This is a genomic window from Bradyrhizobium sp. USDA 4354, from assembly GCF_054060315.1.
Map to the genome: position 1 here is coordinate 4,458,022 of NZ_JBSSDC010000001.1, position 17,153 is coordinate 4,475,174.

The window sequence follows — 17,153 nt, forward strand, 5'->3', positions numbered from 1 at the left end:
GGCCAGTCTTTGCAGGCCAATCGTTGCGGGCCGGGAGCAGTGCAGCATGAGTTCAATGACGATTGGACCGATCGCGGGGACCACGGCCGACCCGTCCGAGCGCAGCGCGCTGCTGTTCTGGATGATCTTCACCGGGCTCTCGATCTTCGCCGTCGTGCTGCTGTGGCGGTTCGGCCTGATCCATCTGATGCTGACCTCGGACCGCACCTACATATCGAGCGTCATCGCGGTGCTCTACGTCTTCACCTGCGGCCATTGCTTCCTGCGAACGCGGGCGATCGCGCGCGAAGGGGCAGCGGCGCGGCGCTGCCGCGCGATGCTGTCGGCGGTCGGTGGCAGCAAGGCGCTCGATGCGAGCGCGTCGGGGCTGCCGCGCGGCCTCGTGCGCGATCACATCGAGAGCCTGGTGACCAAGGCCGCCGCGCAGGACTACCGGCCGGTCGACCAGACACTGCTGCTGCGGACGCTCGCCGACCGCTTGCGTGGCTCCAACGGATTCGGGGCCTTTGTCTCCGACTCGCTGATGAAGCTCGGCCTGCTCGGCACCATCATCGGCTTCATCATCATGCTGGCGCCGATCGCGGGGCTGGATGCCGCTGACAAGGTCGCGATGCGCTCTTCGATGGGCTTGATGAGCGACGGCATGGCGGTCGCGATGTACACGACGCTCGCCGGCCTCGTCGGCTCGATCCTGGTCCGCATCCAGTACTATATGCTGGACGCCGCGACCCAGCGGGTGTTCTCGGACGCGGTGGTGCTGACCGAGACCTATGTGACGCCGGTGCTGGAGCGCAAAGGTTCTGGTGCGCGGTCATGATGGATGATTTCGGTCTCTATCCGCGTGAGGAGCCGTTCGATCCGCTTGGCGTGATGCTGTTCAAGGCGCTCCAGGTGATCGCGTTCCTGTTTTTCCTCGCGCTGCTCGCGGTCTCCCCGGATGCCAAGGACGGCAAGATCGACTCCAAGGCGGAGTTCATGATCACGCTGGACTGGCCGGACAATCACCCCGACGATCTCGACCTGTTCGTGCAGGACCCCGCCGGCAACATTGCCTGGTATCGCCACCGCGAGGCCGGCTTCCTCACGCTCGACCGCGACGACCGCGGCGGGGCCAACGATTTCATCATGGTCGCCGGCAAGAAGATCGCCTCGCCGATCCGCGAGGAGATCGTCACGGTGCGCGGCATCCTCGCCGGCGAATACACCGTCAACGTCTCGCATTTCGTCGCCACGACCGGCGAGGCTGTGACGGCCAATGTGAAGGTGCAGAAGCTCAATCCGACCGCGCAGGTGATCTTCGACAACAAGTTCACGCTGGACCACACCGGCGACGAGAAGACCGCGGTACGATTCCGCATTGATGCCGAAGGCAAGGTCGTCAATGTCGATCAGCGGCCGAAATCGCTGCTGGAGACGTTTCGCAGCAGCTGGCGCAACGGCGGCGATCTCGACCCCAGGACCGGTGTGAGCAGGAACGCTGCGAGGGTACGCCGTGACTAGCCTGCAAACGGTCATCCTCACACTGTCGGTCGCCTACGCCGTCATCGGCGCGCTGCTGCTGGTCGTGCTGGTCTATGCACGCCTGCACTGGTCATTGAAGGCGGTCGCCGTGATCGTGACCAGCACCTTCTATATCGTCAGTTTCACCGAGATGCGCGGGCTGCTTGGCTGGGCCAGCTCCGACCGGATGCCGGCCACTTTCAAGCTGCTGAAAGCCCGCATTGTCGAGCCGCATTCGCTTCAGGGCGATCCCGGCTCGATCTATTTCTGGGTCGAGGCGCTGGACGAGGACAATCGCCCGAGCGGCATCCCGCGCGCCTTTCGTGTGCCCTACAACGACAGACTGGCCGACAAGACCCATGCCGCGGAGAACGAGATCGCGGCCGGACATCCGCAGGGGGGGCGTGCGGCCGATTTCGGCGGCGGCGACGGCAGCCTGATCGACATGGTCCGGGAATATGTGACGCCCAAGACGATTCTGGAGACCAGCGGCGGCGATTCCTCGACCGGCGAGTTCAATGCGCCGCCGGCCGGCGCCCAAGGCGCGGTGTTCACCCCGATTCCGCCGCCCCGGATGCCGCCGAAGGACGAGCAATAGGTGATTGGACTTAGTTCTCTTGCCGGGGCTGAGCTTGAGCAGGGAACCTAATCTCGAATATTGGGTCGTCGGCCCACTCAAAGTGCTCACAAATCTGAATACGAAGCGTTCCGGTGGTCGGCTCAACCGTATCAAAATTGACAGTTACAAAATTATCTGACCGATCGACCTTACCGAGGCGGACCTCAACCAAAGCCCTTGCCGAGAACAACCACGCGACGCCCGGACTGAAGTCCGCCGCAAACAAATCCACCCTGTCTAATGTTCCAAGATAGGACGCGCCAGAGGTCGCGATTGGATGGTGCTCGATCCTTAGCGGAGGACGTTCATTGGCAGGAGCACGCATGATTGTGCGGATTATGCGTGCCTCCGCTTTCTGCGACAGGACCAATATTGGGTTTGAGCCGATTTGGCTGACCAATGGAGCGATCTCGTTCCAAAATTGAGCTGTCTCTAGTCCAGTGCGCGTGGCGAACGGGGTCCTTGCTCGTTGTTGAAAACTGTGCCACGCGCGCCTCCCAGCGAGGTCGCGAAAACGCTCTACAATCTGGTCGAAATCCGGGGATTGGCTCTCCATTTGAGGTTCGATCCACTGCGTTCGGGAAAGCCCCTTAAAAGTGACTTCGCGTGGTTCAACGGCATCGTTCTCTGACGCAGGAACTGTTTTTACATTCCGAAAGAATGGAACCTCAAATGGCTCGTTGAAGAGAGCGAATTCAATGTCCGAACGAATCCGCTCGACCTTTTTGTGGTCTATCGGTCTGGTTCGTATGCGCTCCAGGCGGATATCTTCAATGATACTCCTAGTGGCGCTCAGAAGTCCGCGAAGTTGCTCAACGGACGTTTCTGGGCGCTGTTCGCTGGCGAGTAGCGATATGCCACGATTGAGCTTCGTAGGCGGTTGATCGAGAAAGGCGTTCATGTGTTCAAGTTGGCGGATGACATTGCGTAACGAACGGTCCCCGCCGGGAAGTACGTCTTCCTGTTTGGCTAGTTCTGTTACCCTATCTAAGAGCGATCGATCAGCGTCATGAGGCACGGAGGCGGCCAACATGGCAACGAAAGACTGTGAGAGGCCGTCGCGATCGTGGAGCGTGGACGGAGAGTACACACGGCCGGGAACGACGCGGCGTTCGGTCATGTTGTCTAGCGTGCGAACTAGATTGTTTAGCTCCCCTGCATACATTCCGCTTGCTTCAGCAAAATCGTATCGAAGTATGTCAAGGAAGATCGAGCGGAAGTTCAGTCGCCGCCTCGCTCGATGGTCGTGTTCTTCAGCTCCTTCTCCATGGAGGAGCGATGCTGCCGTTCGCCCCCCGATTTCGCCCGATTGCTTTCCTTCGACGCTCCAAAACAGAAGTAGCGCTGCCGTTAATAGAACTACGTCATCGTGTGCGCCATCGAGAACGGCGGAAAAAAGTCGGCTGGGTGACGGCGAGGGCATGTAGTCGTACGTAAGTTTGGAAGCGTGTCGGCTTGCCTGCGACCAGTCAAGGTTCATAATGTCAGGAAACAATAGTCGCCGCCACTTCAGGTCGATGCTCTCGTCAAGCCGATAGGATAACGAATACCGCCATCTCAATAGCGATTCACGAAACAAGGTGCTCGCTATTTCATCCTCGTTCCAGACGGAGGAAGCTAGGCAATAGGCGGTATTAGACAGATGCTGCCAAAGAAAGGGCCAACTTGCTCGAAATGCACTCCAGGCTTTCGGAGCATCAGATTCGCCGCTAGTGGGCCAGTTATAAATCAACGAGACATGCTGCAGCGTTCTCTCCCAGGCGCCGACAATCTCGTGCAGAACGCTCGCGTAGGATTTGGCGTCTGAACCGGATAGGGCGAGCCGAGGTGCTGCCGCTTGTCCTTCTGATACGGTAACGGTAGTTCGCTTTGTGACCCACGCCTGAATGCGATTAATCAAAATCGCTGCCAAATCAAGAATGTTCTTTACGACATTAGGCGAGAGCTCCGAAAGCTTATGATCAAGTAGGAGCTTACTTGGCGTGTATGCTAACGAGCGAATGAAGCGATCGTCGTCGGGGAGTCGATCCATTGCGCGTGAAAAGAGTCGGCTATACTGACGTATCCACTCTAGGTGCGGAGCGTCCCAAGAATCTCCAGTCAGTTCCGCGTAGTTAAATGCGGCTCCGTCTGGCGTCCGCGACGCATACAAAGCCAAAAGAAATCGATGATAGCGGATCATTTCGCTGAGAGCGTTATCAAAGGAGACCGTCGCAAGGCGTTCGATCTGAAGCACGGTCTTGTCCGCCAGCTCCTCTAGTATTTGAGTTGGAGTAGGAAGGTTATGCGTCATCGGATGACCTTCGGAAACGGAAGGCTCGCTGCAATACGGCCTTCTCCAATCGGGTTAACCGCGCACCGCCGCGTCGTCTACACCAACCGCATTTTCCATGCATCGGGTGGTCAATGTGCGGCGTAAACCACAGTATTGGTGCTCGTTTCAAACCTGCAACGTTGTTCTCTAAAACGCCCTTGTTGGCTGCGATCGAGCGGTTGACCCAACGCCGGGCGACCCAGCGTACCCACACCATGCGAACGTCGTGGAGCGCCATCGGGTGCAAGAAGGTAGCTTCGATTTCGATAGCATCTGGCTCGCCGAAGTCGAAGCCAAAGATGACCGACGGTCCTTCATCTTCTTCGTTCTTTTCAGCGGATCGAATACCCATAAGCTTCTGGCCGCCGAGGCTGTAGAGCTGTTGTCGAAGGCGTATGGCCATTTCGCGCGGTAAGACGACGTTCGCAGTATATCTTTCGCGCAGCTGTTCTCGGGCAGATTGTTGTACAAACCGAAAGGTAGTCAAAATAAAGTAAGAAACGGCCCCGAGGTTCACGAGTAGCCACGTGAGATGTAAGCCGAGCAACCCGAGCTTAAAGACCTGCAGCTCGGTGCCGAGCGACAGCCGATGAAGCAGAAACTGCAAAGGCCACAAAAGCTGCAAACAAAGCACAGCAAGAAGTGCCATGCAGCTAGCTACAATCTCGAATGAAAGTGACTCGTGATAGTATAGTTTGACGTCAGACTCTGCGCCCTCTCGCTGGGATACGAGCGTCACAAGCGCAAGCGCGAGCGATACCACGCCCAGTAGGCCAACTTGTGTACTGATCAGATAGCTCGAAACATTAAGTACAAGCGCTTTGATGTCTGGCCCCGGCGGACCGGATGTGGTCCAAGTGGGCAGCCACTCTGGTGCTGCCCAGGCTGCAAGCACTTCAATCGAGCCCGCAAGCAGATCGAGAAGGAAGTAGAGGGCAAAGAATTTCCAGAATGTGCCAAGTCGGAAATAGCGGCGTAGCACCCGCACAGCTAGCCCATAGCGCACGCGCAATGCCGCCGGATTCTCGCGAGTATGATTCCGAATTTCCCGCCGAACCCAGCGATTGATGCTCCCAGTCCAGCCACCTTGGCGCCAGTCAACCATAGTCTTCCCCACCAAGCAGTAAGATAGCCAATGCAAGGTGTTTGCGCGAGGGGAGGCAATTCACCTTTCCGGCGGCTGCACACAGCTTTAGCGATAGCGCCTCGCGGACCGAAATCACCGTTAAGGTCTTCGCTGGAAAATTGAACTTGACTGGCGCATCCTCTTGACCTCCCTCAATTTGGCCTTATCGGCCTCCAATAAGAATTTGAGGGTGGAGGGTGCGTGCTTCTCGCTGTCTTCTCGGATATCCACGGCAATCGGCAAGCCTTCGAGGCCTGCCTGAAGGTTGCCCGCGCCAAGGGAGCGGAACGGTTTGTCCTGCTCGGCGATTTCGTCGGCTATGGCGCCGATCCGGAATGGGTGGTGGACACCGCGATGGAGCTCGTTGCGCAGGGCGCCGTCGCGGTGCGCGGCAATCATGACCAGGCGGTCAATTCCTCGGCCGAAACCATGAACGCCGAGGCGCAGATCGCGATCGAATGGACCCGCGGCCGGCTCGACATTGCGCAGCGGCGGTTCCTGGCTGAATTGCCGATGCTGGTGGAGGACGACGGCCGCTTGTTCGTCCACTCGGAAGCCTCTCACCCCCAGCGCTGGCACTATGTCCGCTCGACGGTGGAGGCCGCCAAGAGCCTGATCGCGACGTCTGCCCATGTCACGTTCTGCGGCCACATCCATCGCCCCGCGCTCTATTCGATGTCGGTGACGGCGAAGATGACGAGCTTCGTGCCGAAGACCGACGTCCCCGTGCAGCTGCTGCGCGGACGGCAATGGCTCGCCGTGCTCGGCTCCGTCGGCCAGCCCCGCGACGGCGATCCGTCGGCAGCCTTCGTGTTGTTCGACACCGAGTCGTGCCAGATCACCTATTGCCGCGCGCCCTATGACATCGCGACCGCAGCGAGCAGGATCCGCGACAACGGGTTGCCGTCCTGGCTGGCCGATCGGCTGTCGCAGGGGCGCTGACGGCGATGCCGAAACCCCTGGTCAAATCAGGCGCGGAGATCGACGGCTACACCATCGGTGAATGCGTGCATGCCGGCGGCATGGCGACGCTGTGGACCGTCACGCATCCCGGCATCGACGTGCCCTTGCTGATGAAGATCCCGCGGGTGTCGGAAGGCGAGGACCCCGCCGCGATCGTCTCCTTCGAGATGGAGATGATGATCCTGCCGCGGCTTGCGGGTCCGCACGTGCCGGCCTGCTTCGGCACCGGTGATTTCGCCCGCCAGGCCTATGTCGTGATCGAGCGCATCCCAGGCGCCACGCTCTACAAGCGGCTCCCTGACCTGCCGCTGCCTTATGACGAGGCGCGGCAGCTCGTCGCCAGGATCGCAACGGCGCTTGCGGACTTACACCGGCAGAACGTGATCCATCACGACATCAAGCCGAGCAGCATCATGTTCCGCGACAGTGGCGAGGCCGTGCTGATCGACTACGGCCTGTCGCATCACAACCATCTGCCGGATCTCCTGCAGGAGGAATTCCGCCTGCCTTACGGCACCGCGCCCTATATGGCACCCGAGCGGCTGCTCGGGGTGCGCGACGATCCGCGCAGCGATCTGTTTTCGCTTGGCGTGCTGCTCTATTTCTTCACCACGGGCGAGCGGCCGTTCGGCGAGGGCGAGACGCTGCGCGCGATGCGGCGCCGGCTCTGGCGCGACCCGCATCCGCCGCGGAAGCTTCGTCCGGATTATCCGCCCTGGCTCCAGGAGGTGGTGCTGCGGTGCCTGGAAATCGAGCCGGTGTGGCGCTATCCGACCGCGTCACAGCTCGCCTTCGATCTCGCCCATCCGGATCAGGTCAAGCTCACCGCGCGTTCGGAGCGGCTGAAGCGTGACCCGCTCAGCGTCGCCTGGCGGCGCCGCTTCAACCAGGGCGCCATGGCGCCGCGCGCGAAATCGGATGTCGCCGCGCAGATCGCATCGAGCCCGATCCTCGCCGTCGCGCTCGACACCGTGGAGGGCGCACCGGAGCTCAACGAGGCGCTGCGCGTCACCACCGAGCGCATCCTCGCCACGCTGCCCTCGGCACGGCTTGCCTGCGTCAACGTGCTCAAGCTGAACCGGATCGCGATCGACCGTACCCTGGACGAGCAGGGCTCCAACAAGCACATCGACCGCCTGGTCGCGCTCAGGCACTGGGCGACACCGCTCAAGCTGGATGAGAGCCGGCTGTCGGCTCATGTGCTGGAGGCGGTCGATCCCGCCGCCGCGATCCTGGAGTTCGCCGAGGCTAACCAGGTCGACCACGTCATCATCGGCGCGCGGCAGAGCTCGTTCAGGCGCACGCTGCTCGGCAGCGTCTCGGCCAAGGTGGCCTCGGAGGCGAGCTGCACCGTCACCGTGGTGCGGCCGCCGCGGATGGCTGGGGACGCCGGCGGGTCGGAGGCCAGCGAAATGGCAGGCTAGGCGGCCTGGCGCCTTGCGGAGCGGATCAGGCCGCTTGGGCGGAGTGGGCGGCGCGCCTGCGGCGGATCGGCCAGGAGAATTGCGGGCCGGGTTCGCCGTGATCTGCGCCGCCGCCAAAATACTGGATGATCTCGCGGCAGGGCTCGCAATTGAACAGGTTGCGCGACGCGGACGCCTTGGTCATTTCCTTCAGGCAGTTCGGGCAATGCGGTTTCATGGGGCGGTCCGGGAAAGAAGTCTCAGTGTCGGCGCTGCGAGGCAATTGAACGATCGAGGTCCGAATTGTCGAGCCCGGCATCATTGTCCAGCGTGCCGTCGGCGCGCTCGAGGCGGCCGAAGAAATAGTCGAGGTTCGGATGCGGGCGCCGTGGAATACGGCACCTGCGCTTCGGCTGACGTTTCACGAGTGCGAGCAGCATGGCATCACCCACGGCGGCGATGAAGGTGGATGATGCGAGCAGAGGATGCGGCCATCACCGGTCGCGCCACGTAGAGGCTGCGAGCTGCAATCGCCGCATTGAATCCGAACCACAACGCTACGCCAGTCCAAATCAGGGTCGTCGTCATGATGTGCTCCCGTCAAAAGCAGGCAGGAGTCACTTGCGGTGATTTGCGCGAATCAGTGAAGTCCGGATGAGTACGGATCAGGATTGCAATTTTAGGCTTTGCGCGCTGCAGCACCCGTGAACGCCACAGGATTTCTGCTCGTCCGCCTGCACCGCTTGATCCAAGTCAAATCGCTTCGCCGCGGGCCCCCAGTGCCGCATTGCGGATCGCGGCGATGTTGGTCTTGTAGGATTCCAGCGTGCCGCCCCTGAACACCGAGGTGCCGGCGACGAAGGCGTTGGCGCCGGCCGCGGCGAGCGCGCCCGCAACATCGGGGCCGACGCCGCCGTCGACCTCGATATCGATCGGACGACCCGCCGTCATCGCGCGGATGTCGCGGATCTTGCCGATCGCGGAGGGGATGAAGGCCTGGCCGCCGAAGCCGGGATTGACCGACATCACCAGCACGAGATCGACAAGGTCGAGGACGTATTCGAGCGCGCTGATCGGCGTTGCCGGATTGAGCGAGACGCCGGCCTTCTTGCCGAGCGCGCGGATCGCCTGAAGCGAGCGGTGCAGGTGGGGACCCGCCTCCGCATGCACGGTGATGTGGTCGCAGCCGGCCTTCGCGAAGGCCTCGAGATAGGGATCGCAGGGCGAGATCATCAGATGCGCGTCGAAGATCTTCTTCGTGTGCGGGCGCATCGCCTTGATGATGTCGGGGCCGTACGAGATGTTGGGAACGAAATGTCCGTCCATCACGTCGAGATGGATCCAGTCGGCGCCGGCGGCATCCACCGCGCGCACCTCCTCGCCGAGCTTCGAAAAGTCCGAGGCCAGGATCGAGGGCGCGATGGCCAGGGGGCGGGGGGTGAAGGATTGGGTCATGGCGCGTTTTCCCGTGGCGGTCGGACGACGAATGGCCTCGCCTAACATGGGCCTCCGCGGCGGGCAATGCAGGAGGGGCGGGCTTCCTGTGGGCGGAAATTTCTGCCGCGACCGGCATGAATTGCCGATGTTCCCGCGGCCTGCAAAGCGTGGTGAATGCGGATTTCATTGAGCTTTTCGCGATGGCACGTCGCTTGCTGATTTCCTTGCAGAACATTGGCCGCGGCATGCCGCATCGGTTGGAGTTGTGCAATGTTGTTCGCCCTTGGTGCGGTATCGAGCGCGCTCGACGCGATCCAGTCGCTGACCAGCTCGAAATCGTCGTCGGCGACGGACAAGACGGGATCCTCGCAGAGCGCCCCGATCAATCCGTTCGCAATCGATAGCGGTAGCAGCAGCACGACCGGCGCGACCTCGTCGGTCAATGCGGGCAGATATCCGCAGATCTCGCCGGAGACGATGAACGCGCTGTTCGCGGCGCAGAGCCAGTCGGCCGACGGCTCGGCCTCGTCGAGCTCGGCATCCTCGACGTCGAAGAGCCGGGAGGCTGCCCTGAAGGACCTGTTCTCGCAGATCGATGCGGACGGCGACGGCAAGATCACCAAGTCCGAGTTCGAGGGCGCGCTCGGCGCGGGCGGCACAAACCTGACCCAGGCCGACGACGTGTTCTCGAAGATGGATGCGAATGCGGACGGCAGCATCAATCTCGGAGAGATGACGAAGGCGCTGAGGGGCGGCCACGGCCACCAGCAGACGCTCGGTGCCGGCGGCTCGGGCGACGGTTCGGAGTCCTCGTCGCAATCCGGCGGCGGCTCGACTTCGACCACGACGATCAATGCCGACGGCTCGACCACCACCACCGTCACCTATGCCGACGGGTTCAAGATGTCGACAACGGTCCCTGGCGCAAACTCTTCCGGTAGTTCGGCTTACGATCTGTTCGCGCAACTGATGCGGCAGCAAGGCGGGCAGGGACAGGGCGCCTCAGCGGCCGCCGGCTTGTCGATGAGCGTGTGACTTTTCACCTCGCCCCGCTTGCGGGGAGAGGTCGAATTCGAGCGTAGCTCGAATTGAGGGGGCTCTCCGCGAGTCTAGCTCTCACCGCCCCCGCGGAGACTCGCCCTCACCTCGACCCTCTCCCCGCAAGCGGGGCGAGGGAGCGCGCCGTCGCCGCGGCTATCCGCCGAACCGGTCCTTCCAAGCCGCCTGAGCGCCCGCGAACGGTAGCGCCGTCGCGCTGTACACACCGCGCGCGATCGCGCGTGCGACCACGTTGGCGGCGATCGTGCCGAGCTCGGTGAGACCAACCAGCGGCTCGATCGGCTTTTCGCACGTGGCGGCGGCAAACAGCACGTCGCCGTCGGTCGGCGCGTGCACCGGATAGATCGCGCGGGCGAAGCCGGTATGGGCGATCATCGCGAGCCGCTTGGCTTGGGGCTTGGTCAGCACCGCATCGGTGACGACGGCGCCGATGGTGGTGTTCTCGCGCGCGCTCGCCGCAGGACCGCCCTTGATGCGCATGAGGAGCATGTCCTCGGTGAACTTGTCAGGCAGGCCGCGTCCACCGAACTCGCCGTCCACCTCGAACGGCGCCGCCCAGAACCACGGACCGTTGCCGACGGTGACGCTGCCCACGGCGTTGACGGCGACGATTGCTGCGACCTTGATTCCGCTCGGCGTCACCGCCGACGCCGAGCCGAGGCCGCCCTTGAACGTCGCGGTGGTGGCGCCGAAGCCGGCGCCGACGCTGCCAAGCGCGAAGTCCGCGCTGGTGGCGGCGGCCGCTGCGGCGTAGCCGAGGTCGCGATAGGGCGAGAAGCGTCCCCAGGCCTTGTCGCCGCCATTGAGCAGGTCGAACAGGATCGCCCCCGGCACGATCGGGATCAGCGCTTCGCGAACCCGGTGGCCGCGGCCCTGCTCGGCGAGCCAGGCCTGCACGCCGCCGCCGGTATCGAGGCCAAAGGCAGAGCCGCCCGACAGCGCGATCGCGTCGACGCGCTCGACGGTGTTGGCAAGATCGAGCAGTGCATCCTCGCGTGTGCCGGGGCCGCCGCCGCGAACGTCGATCGCGGCGATCGCGGGAGAATCGAAGATGATTGCGGTCGCGCCGGAAGCGACTTTCGCGTCTTCGGCATGGCCGACCCGGGCGCCGGCGATATCGGTGAGAAGGTTCTTCAAGACGGCCTCGTCGTTGAGAGCAATTCGCGATCTGCGATAGCGCAGTGATGCCGCAGGCTCAACTGGCGAGCGCGGTTCTCAGCATCTTGGCGAGCTCGGACTTGCGATAGGGCTTTGCCAATAGCAGCACGCCGGAATCCAGCCGGCCGTGATGGACGATGGCGTTTTCGGTGTAGCCCGAGGTGAACAACGTCTTCAAGTCGGGGCGGCGCCGGGCCGCTTCGTCTGCAAGCTGGCGGCCGTTCATGTTGCCGGGCATGATGATGTCGGTGAAGAGCAGGTCGATGGTCTCGTCGCTGTCGATGATATTGAGGGCCTCGGCGCCGTTGGCGGCCTCGAGCGCGGTATAGCCGAGGCTCTTGACCTGCGTCACGACATACTGCCGCACCAGCGCATCGTCCTCGACGATCAGGATCTTCTCGTTGCCGCCGGTGATGGGCACGTTCTGGAGTGCCTCGAACTCGGTCTCCTGCACCCCGGTCGAGCGCGGCAGGTAGATCTTCACGCTGGTGCCGTGGCCTTCCTCGCTGTAGATCTTGATGTGGCCGCCCGACTGCTTGACGAAGCCGAACACCATGCTGAGGCCGAGGCCGGTGCCCTTGCCGACCTCCTTGGTGGTGAAGAAGGGATCGAAGACCCGGTCGATCACCTCCGCAGGGATTCCGCTGCCTGTGTCGCTGACCGCGATCATCACGTAATTGCCGGCGGTGACGTCGGGATTCATGCTGGCATAGCCGTCGTCGAGGAAGATGTTGCGGGTCTCCAGCACCAGGGTGCCGCCGTCTGGCATGGCGTCGCGCGCATTCAGCGCGAGATTGAGGATCGCGGTGGAGAGCTGGCCCGGGTCGACCAGCGTCGGCCACGCATCCTCGGTGAGCTGCGGCATGATGGTGATCTGCTCGCCGAGGGTGGGATGCAGCAGCTTGGCGGCTTCGAGCGCCAGCGCGTTGACGTCGATCTCGCGCGGCTGGAGCGGCTGCTTGCGGGCGAAGGCGAGCAGATGCTTGGTCAGCTGCGCGCCGCGCTCGGCGGCGTCGTCGATCAGCTTGGTGATGGCGGCAAGCTCGGGCCGGTCTGCGACCGCGTCGCTGAGAATGCCGATCGTGCCCGTGATGACGGTCAGCACGTTGTTGAAGTCGTGGGCGACGCCGCCGGTCAATTGGCCGATCGAGTCCATCTTCTGGACCTGCCGGAGCTGGGCCTCGGCGGCCTGCTTGTCGGTGAGGTCGCGGCCGATGAAGAAGTGGCGCCTCACCGGCTCGGACCAGGTGCCCATCCAGTTCAGCGTGACCTCGTGACCGTCGTAATGGTAGTAGCGCGCCTCGAAGCTGCGCTTGACCGCGCCACGACGGGCTGCGCGCATCTCGTTCCGCGTGTTCTCGAGATCGTCGGGGTGGATGAACTCGGTCGCACTGTGCCCGACCATGTCCTCGGGGCTGTAGCCGAGAATGTTCTGCACGCTCGGGCTGACCTGGACGAAATTGCCATAGCCATCGGTAACCAGGATCAGGTCCTGCGATGTCTCGAAAATGCGCTGGCGTTCCTCGGTCTCGCGGCGCAGCTTCTCTCTCGCCTGCTTTTCTTCGGTGATGTCGTGGGCGATCTTGGAGGCACCGATGATCTCTCCCTCATCGGTGCGCAGCGGTGTAATGTTCAGGACGACGTCGAGCGGGCGGCCGTCTTTCCGGATTCGGATGGTCTCGTGCTGGGCGATCGACTCGTTGCCGGCGACCCGGTTGAGGATGCTCCTGACTTCGCCCTTGCGATCCGCCGGCACGATGATCTCGATCGGCTTGCCGACGGCCTCGGCGGCGGAATAGCCGAACAGATGTTCGGCGGCCTTGTTCCAGCCGGTGATGATGCCGTCGAGCGATTTCGTGATGATGGCGTCATTGGACGACTCGACCACTGCGCCGTACAGCGCAAGACGCTTGCCGTAATAGTCGCGTTCCGAGGCCGATTGCTGGCGCAACCTCCCGACGAGGCCGACCGTATGGGCCTGAAGGCGGACATTCTCGATGAGAAGCACCGCGAGCACGAAGGTCGCCGCGGCGAGGCCGTAGAGCCGGCCGACATAGAAGCCGAGATCGAAGCGCGCGACATTGACGATCGCCGACAGTGCGATGTCGAACAGCCAGGCGCACATCACCACCATGAGCCAGACGTCGATCACCGTATGCGGCCTGCGGAACCAGAGCGAGACCAGCGCGGCGAAGCTCAGCGACCACACGAAGGATACGACGCCGATCATGGTCGCCGTATAGTGACCGTCGCGTAGCAGGACCGGCAGCAGATCGTGCTGCGCGGTGACGATCCAGGCGAAGACGATTATCGCGGCGATGACGCCAAGCACGCTGGCACAAATCGCACTGCTTGCCGCGCCGCCAACCCGCGGGCCGCCGTCCTTTTCCTTCAGCCAGGCATAACTCATCACACACAGCGGAAAGCCGGCGTGCCAGATCATGTAGAGCCAGACCGTGGTCTGCCGGCCCGCGCCAAAGAGCCCGCTTGGTGCGAACAATCCGGGAAAGGTGAGGGCATGAACCAGCGCCGCAGCAGCGGTGAAGAGATAGCCGGTCGCGAGCCACAGCAGCGCGCGGGTCCGCAAGACCGCAAATTGCGACAGCAGCAGCACTGCCGTGACGATGTCGCTTACGGCGAGCGCCGATTGATAACTCGCGACGAAGGCCGGGACCGGCAGGAGCGGGGTACCCGCGAAGGGCACGGCCGCTGCGAACAGGAGGGAGGAGACGCCGACAATCGTCAACGCTGCGGTGCGGTCGGTCGAAGTGGCCGGCAGGGTCGAAAGAAATGTGCTTCGGTCGATCGTCGCGGGCACGTCCACCTCTCGCGGGTCCGTCTTGAGCAGGGTCTTGAGCATCTCCGCTGGTCTCATTCGGCCGGCAGACCGTCATGGTAGCGGGGTCTGGCGCGCCTTGTGAAAGGAACCGGTTACGACTCTACCGAAGGTTACAGCTTACTTAATTGCGGTGGGAACACGGAATAGGGGCGGGTAAGATGCGCTTTACCGGACGGTGCAATAATGCCCCTCCGCCGCGGCGGGTTCCAGGTTTGGATCAGACGATTTGATCGATATCGGGAGTCGTTCCCAATGCCTCGTGTTCTCATCATCGACGACCAGAAGGGCGTCCGCACGATGATGGCGATGGTGCTTCGGGTCAATCGTTTCGAGGTCGAGGAGGCCGAGAGCGGTGCAGCCGGACTGAAGGCCTTCGCGGAAAGCTCTTTCGACGCGGCGGTCGTCGACATCTTCCTCGGCGACACCAGCGGCGTCGAGATCATTGCGACCCTGCGCGAACGCGCGCCGGCGCTCCCCGTCATTGCGGTATCCGGGATGACGGCGCTCGATTTCATGGACCAATCGCCTCTCCTCGCCAACGTGGTCTGCCTGCAAAAGCCGTTTCGGCCGAACGATCTCCTGCAAGCATTGCGCAAGGCCCAGGCCGCGGCCGGCGGCGAGCTGCCCGCAGCGATCTGATCCTGCCGCAAGAAGAAACGCCCCGGGGTAAGCCGGGGCGCGGTGATGATTGGAAGGCGGCCCAATGGGCCGGCAAGCGCGCTTAGGTGCCGCTGCCGCTGATCTCGGCGTAGCCGCCCTTTGCGTCCCATTTGTAGACGACGTAGTCGATCTGCTTGATGTCACCCTTGGCGTCATATTCGACCGGGCCGATCACGGTGTCCCACTTGCCGGCCTTCATCGCCGCCATGACCTTCTTGGCGTCGGTGGTGCCGGCCTTCTTGGCCGCCTGCGACCACACCTGCATCGCCGCATAGGTGTAGAGCGTGTAGCCCTCGGGGTCGATGTTCTTGGCTTTGAAGGCCTCGACGATCTTCTTCGCGGTCGGCTTGTTGCGCGGGTCGGGGCCGAAGGTGAACAGCGTGCCCTCGCCGGCGGGGCCGGTGATGGAGGCGTACTCCTTGTCGGCGAGAGCATCGCCCGCCATCAGCACGGTCTTGAGGCCCTGGTCCCGCATCTGGCGCAGGATCAGGCCGCTCTCCTGATGATAGCCGCCGACATAGACGAGGTCGATGTTGTCGCGCTTCAGGCGCGAGACGATCGCGTTGAAGTCCTTGTCGCCCTTGTTGTAGGACTCGTACATCTTCTCGGTGATGCCGGCCTTGTTGAGCGCCTTCTTGGTCTCGTCGGCAAGACCCTTGCCGTAGGTGGTCTTGTCGTTGAGGATGGCGATGTTCTTGCCCTTGAAGTTCTTGGCGATGTACTGCGCGGCGATCAGGCCCTGCTGATCGTCACGGCCGCAGACGCGAGCCACGTTCCAGAGCTTGCGCTCGGTGAACAGCGGGTTGGTCGAGGCCGGCGTAATCTGGAGCACATTGCCGTCGGCATAGGCTTCCGAGGCCGGGATCGACGATGACGAGCAATAATGCCCGGCCACGAACGGGATTTTCGCGCCGGCGATCTTCTCGGCGATCGAGCGCGCCTGTTTCGGGTCGCAAGCGTCGTCCTCGACGGAGAGCGCGAGCTTCTTGCCGTTGACGCCGCCGGCGGCATTGATATCGGCCACGGCCATCTCGGCGCCGTTCTTCATCTGGCGGCCGAAGGCGGACTCGCCGCCGGTCATCGGGCCTGCGACTGCGACGGTGACATCCTGCGCGAATGCCGCGCTCGACAGCGCAATCGATGCGCCGAATGCCAGACCGATGAGCTTCAGTGATTTCATGAGATACCTCGCGGGTGGTCGCCTGTGGACGTTGCCGGGAATGCCCGGTCAAACCGCCGCCATTCTTGAATGAATTCGAGGAGAAGTCACCGGCAAAATACGGGCATTGGCGGAGATATCTCGCCACATTCGGCCGCACTCGTCCGCCTTGGGGGCCAGGTCAGCCGTGGCGGCCGCCTTCCAGATAGGCGGCGCGAATCTCGGGGCGCTGCAACAATTCGCTGCCGGTCCCGGCCAGCGTGATCAGGCCATTGACCATGACATACCCGCGATGGGCGAGCTTGAGCGCATGGTTGGCGTTCTGCTCGACGATCAGGACGGTCAGGCCGTCCTGCCGGTTCAGGGTGCGGATCGCATCGAAAATCTGGCGTGCGATCAGCGGTGCCAGCCCGAGCGAGGGCTCGTCCAGCAGGAGCAGGCGGGGGCGGCTCATCAGCGCGCGGCCGATTGCCAGCATCTGCTGCTCGCCGCCGGACAGGGTTCCACCGCGCTGGGCATAGCGTTCCTTCAGCCGCGGAAACAGCGTGAACACGCGCTGCAGCGTCGTCTCGCGTTCGGCTTCGGTGCATCCAGTGGAGTCCGCCCCCATCTGAAGGTTCTCCGCGACGCTCATGCGCGGGAAGATGCGGCGGCCCTCGGGCGATTGCGCGATGCGCAAATGCGCAATCTCGTGGGTGGGCACGTCGGTGATGTCGCGGCCTTCATAGAGGATCTGGCCGGCGCGGGCGCGCGGCTTGCCGAAGATCGTCATCATCAGCGTCGACTTGCCGGCGCCGTTGGCGCCGATCAGGGCCACGATCTCGCCGGCATTGATCTCGACGTCGACGCCCTTCAGCGCCTCGATCTTGCCGTAGGCGGCGCGAAGACCGCGGATCGCGAGCAGGGGAGCGGGCAC

At 63.0% G+C, this 17,153-nt stretch carries 17 protein-coding genes; 7 read left to right on the forward strand and 10 right to left on the reverse strand.

Annotation, left to right across the window (positions count from 1 at the left end):
- Positions 1 to 46 precede the first annotated feature (46 nt).
- The 3 genes from ACVIIV_RS20310 to ACVIIV_RS20320 are packed head-to-tail and all read left to right on the forward strand — an operon-like array spanning position 47 to position 2,098.
- Positions 47 to 817, forward strand: coding sequence for a MotA/TolQ/ExbB proton channel family protein (locus ACVIIV_RS20310; protein WP_456745746.1), 771 nt, complete (start codon positions 47 to 49; stop codon positions 815 to 817).
- Complete coding sequence (locus ACVIIV_RS20315) at positions 814 to 1,500, forward strand: hypothetical protein (RefSeq protein WP_456745747.1); 687 nt, start codon at positions 814 to 816, stop codon at positions 1,498 to 1,500. Before ACVIIV_RS20310 ends, ACVIIV_RS20315 begins: the two co-directional genes overlap by 4 nt.
- On the forward strand, positions 1,493 to 2,098 hold the full coding sequence (locus ACVIIV_RS20320) for a hypothetical protein (RefSeq protein WP_456745748.1): 606 nt from the start codon (positions 1,493 to 1,495) through the stop codon (positions 2,096 to 2,098). The genes ACVIIV_RS20315 and ACVIIV_RS20320 overlap by 8 nt, the downstream gene beginning before the upstream one ends.
- 10 nt (positions 2,099 to 2,108) lie before the next feature.
- Here ACVIIV_RS20320 and ACVIIV_RS20325 read toward each other — a convergent pair whose 3' ends face one another.
- Together ACVIIV_RS20325 and ACVIIV_RS20330 are read right to left on the reverse strand one after the other, a co-directional pair.
- The gene (locus tag ACVIIV_RS20325) at positions 2,109 to 4,355 is read right to left on the reverse strand and encodes a hypothetical protein (RefSeq protein ID WP_456745749.1); all 2,247 of its coding nucleotides are present in this window, start codon (positions 4,353 to 4,355) and stop codon (positions 2,109 to 2,111) included.
- 46 nt (positions 4,356 to 4,401) lie between these two features.
- Positions 4,402 to 5,538 (reverse strand): hypothetical protein, encoded by a 1,137-nt coding sequence (locus tag ACVIIV_RS20330; RefSeq protein WP_456745750.1) that lies wholly within the window; start codon positions 5,536 to 5,538, stop codon positions 4,402 to 4,404.
- A 222-nt stretch (positions 5,539 to 5,760) separates the two neighbouring features.
- On the opposite strand from ACVIIV_RS20330, the gene ACVIIV_RS20335 reads away from it, so the two are divergent.
- Complete coding sequence (locus ACVIIV_RS20335) at positions 5,761 to 6,501, forward strand: metallophosphoesterase family protein (RefSeq protein ID WP_456745751.1); 741 nt, start codon at positions 5,761 to 5,763, stop codon at positions 6,499 to 6,501.
- A gap of 5 nt (positions 6,502 to 6,506) precedes the next feature.
- Entirely contained in the window at positions 6,507 to 7,946 is a 1,440-nt protein-coding gene (locus ACVIIV_RS20340) for a serine/threonine protein kinase (protein WP_456745752.1), read from the forward strand.
- Positions 7,947 to 7,971: 25 nt separating this feature from the next.
- Here ACVIIV_RS20340 and ACVIIV_RS20345 read toward each other — a convergent pair whose 3' ends face one another.
- The 4 genes from ACVIIV_RS20345 to rpe form a co-directional block, all read right to left on the reverse strand.
- Positions 7,972 to 8,163 (reverse strand): hypothetical protein, encoded by a 192-nt coding sequence (locus tag ACVIIV_RS20345; RefSeq protein WP_456745753.1) that lies wholly within the window; start codon positions 8,161 to 8,163, stop codon positions 7,972 to 7,974.
- Between the two features lie 22 nt (positions 8,164 to 8,185).
- Positions 8,186 to 8,365, reverse strand: a complete 180-nt coding sequence (locus ACVIIV_RS20350) for a hypothetical protein (RefSeq protein ID WP_456745754.1) — start codon at positions 8,363 to 8,365, stop codon at positions 8,186 to 8,188.
- Between the two features lie 4 nt (positions 8,366 to 8,369).
- Positions 8,370 to 8,513 carry a hypothetical protein gene (locus tag ACVIIV_RS20355; RefSeq protein ID WP_456745755.1) on the reverse strand — a complete coding sequence of 48 codons (144 nt, stop codon included), beginning with the start codon at positions 8,511 to 8,513 and terminating at the stop codon, positions 8,370 to 8,372.
- 165 nt (positions 8,514 to 8,678) lie between these two features.
- Positions 8,679 to 9,380: a ribulose-phosphate 3-epimerase gene (gene rpe, locus ACVIIV_RS20360; protein ID WP_456745756.1), complete on the reverse strand. Its 702-nt coding sequence runs from the start codon at positions 9,378 to 9,380 to the stop codon at positions 8,679 to 8,681.
- A 252-nt stretch (positions 9,381 to 9,632) separates the two neighbouring features.
- On the opposite strand from rpe, the gene ACVIIV_RS20365 reads away from it, so the two are divergent.
- The gene (locus tag ACVIIV_RS20365; RefSeq protein WP_456745757.1) at positions 9,633 to 10,397 is read left to right on the forward strand and encodes an EF-hand domain-containing protein; all 765 of its coding nucleotides are present in this window, start codon (positions 9,633 to 9,635) and stop codon (positions 10,395 to 10,397) included.
- Between the two features lie 159 nt (positions 10,398 to 10,556).
- Here the strand turns inward: ACVIIV_RS20365 and ACVIIV_RS20370 are convergent, their stop codons facing one another.
- On the reverse strand, positions 10,557 to 11,558 hold the full coding sequence (locus tag ACVIIV_RS20370; RefSeq protein WP_456745758.1) for a P1 family peptidase: 1,002 nt from the start codon (positions 11,556 to 11,558) through the stop codon (positions 10,557 to 10,559).
- Between the two features lie 58 nt (positions 11,559 to 11,616).
- Positions 11,617 to 14,439: a PAS domain S-box protein gene (locus tag ACVIIV_RS20375; protein ID WP_456745759.1), complete on the reverse strand. Its 2,823-nt coding sequence runs from the start codon at positions 14,437 to 14,439 to the stop codon at positions 11,617 to 11,619.
- Positions 14,440 to 14,670: 231 nt separating this feature from the next.
- Here ACVIIV_RS20375 and ACVIIV_RS20380 point away from each other — a divergent pair, with 231 nt between their 5' ends.
- Positions 14,671 to 15,057, forward strand: coding sequence for a response regulator (locus ACVIIV_RS20380; protein WP_456745760.1), 387 nt, complete (start codon positions 14,671 to 14,673; stop codon positions 15,055 to 15,057).
- An 82-nt stretch (positions 15,058 to 15,139) separates the two neighbouring features.
- Here ACVIIV_RS20380 and ACVIIV_RS20385 read toward each other — a convergent pair whose 3' ends face one another.
- The gene (locus tag ACVIIV_RS20385) at positions 15,140 to 16,258 is read right to left on the reverse strand and encodes a branched-chain amino acid ABC transporter substrate-binding protein (protein ID WP_456745761.1); all 1,119 of its coding nucleotides are present in this window, start codon (positions 16,256 to 16,258) and stop codon (positions 15,140 to 15,142) included.
- Between the two features lie 160 nt (positions 16,259 to 16,418).
- Positions 16,419 to 17,153, reverse strand: a complete 735-nt coding sequence (locus ACVIIV_RS20390; protein WP_456748782.1) for an ABC transporter ATP-binding protein — start codon at positions 17,151 to 17,153, stop codon at positions 16,419 to 16,421.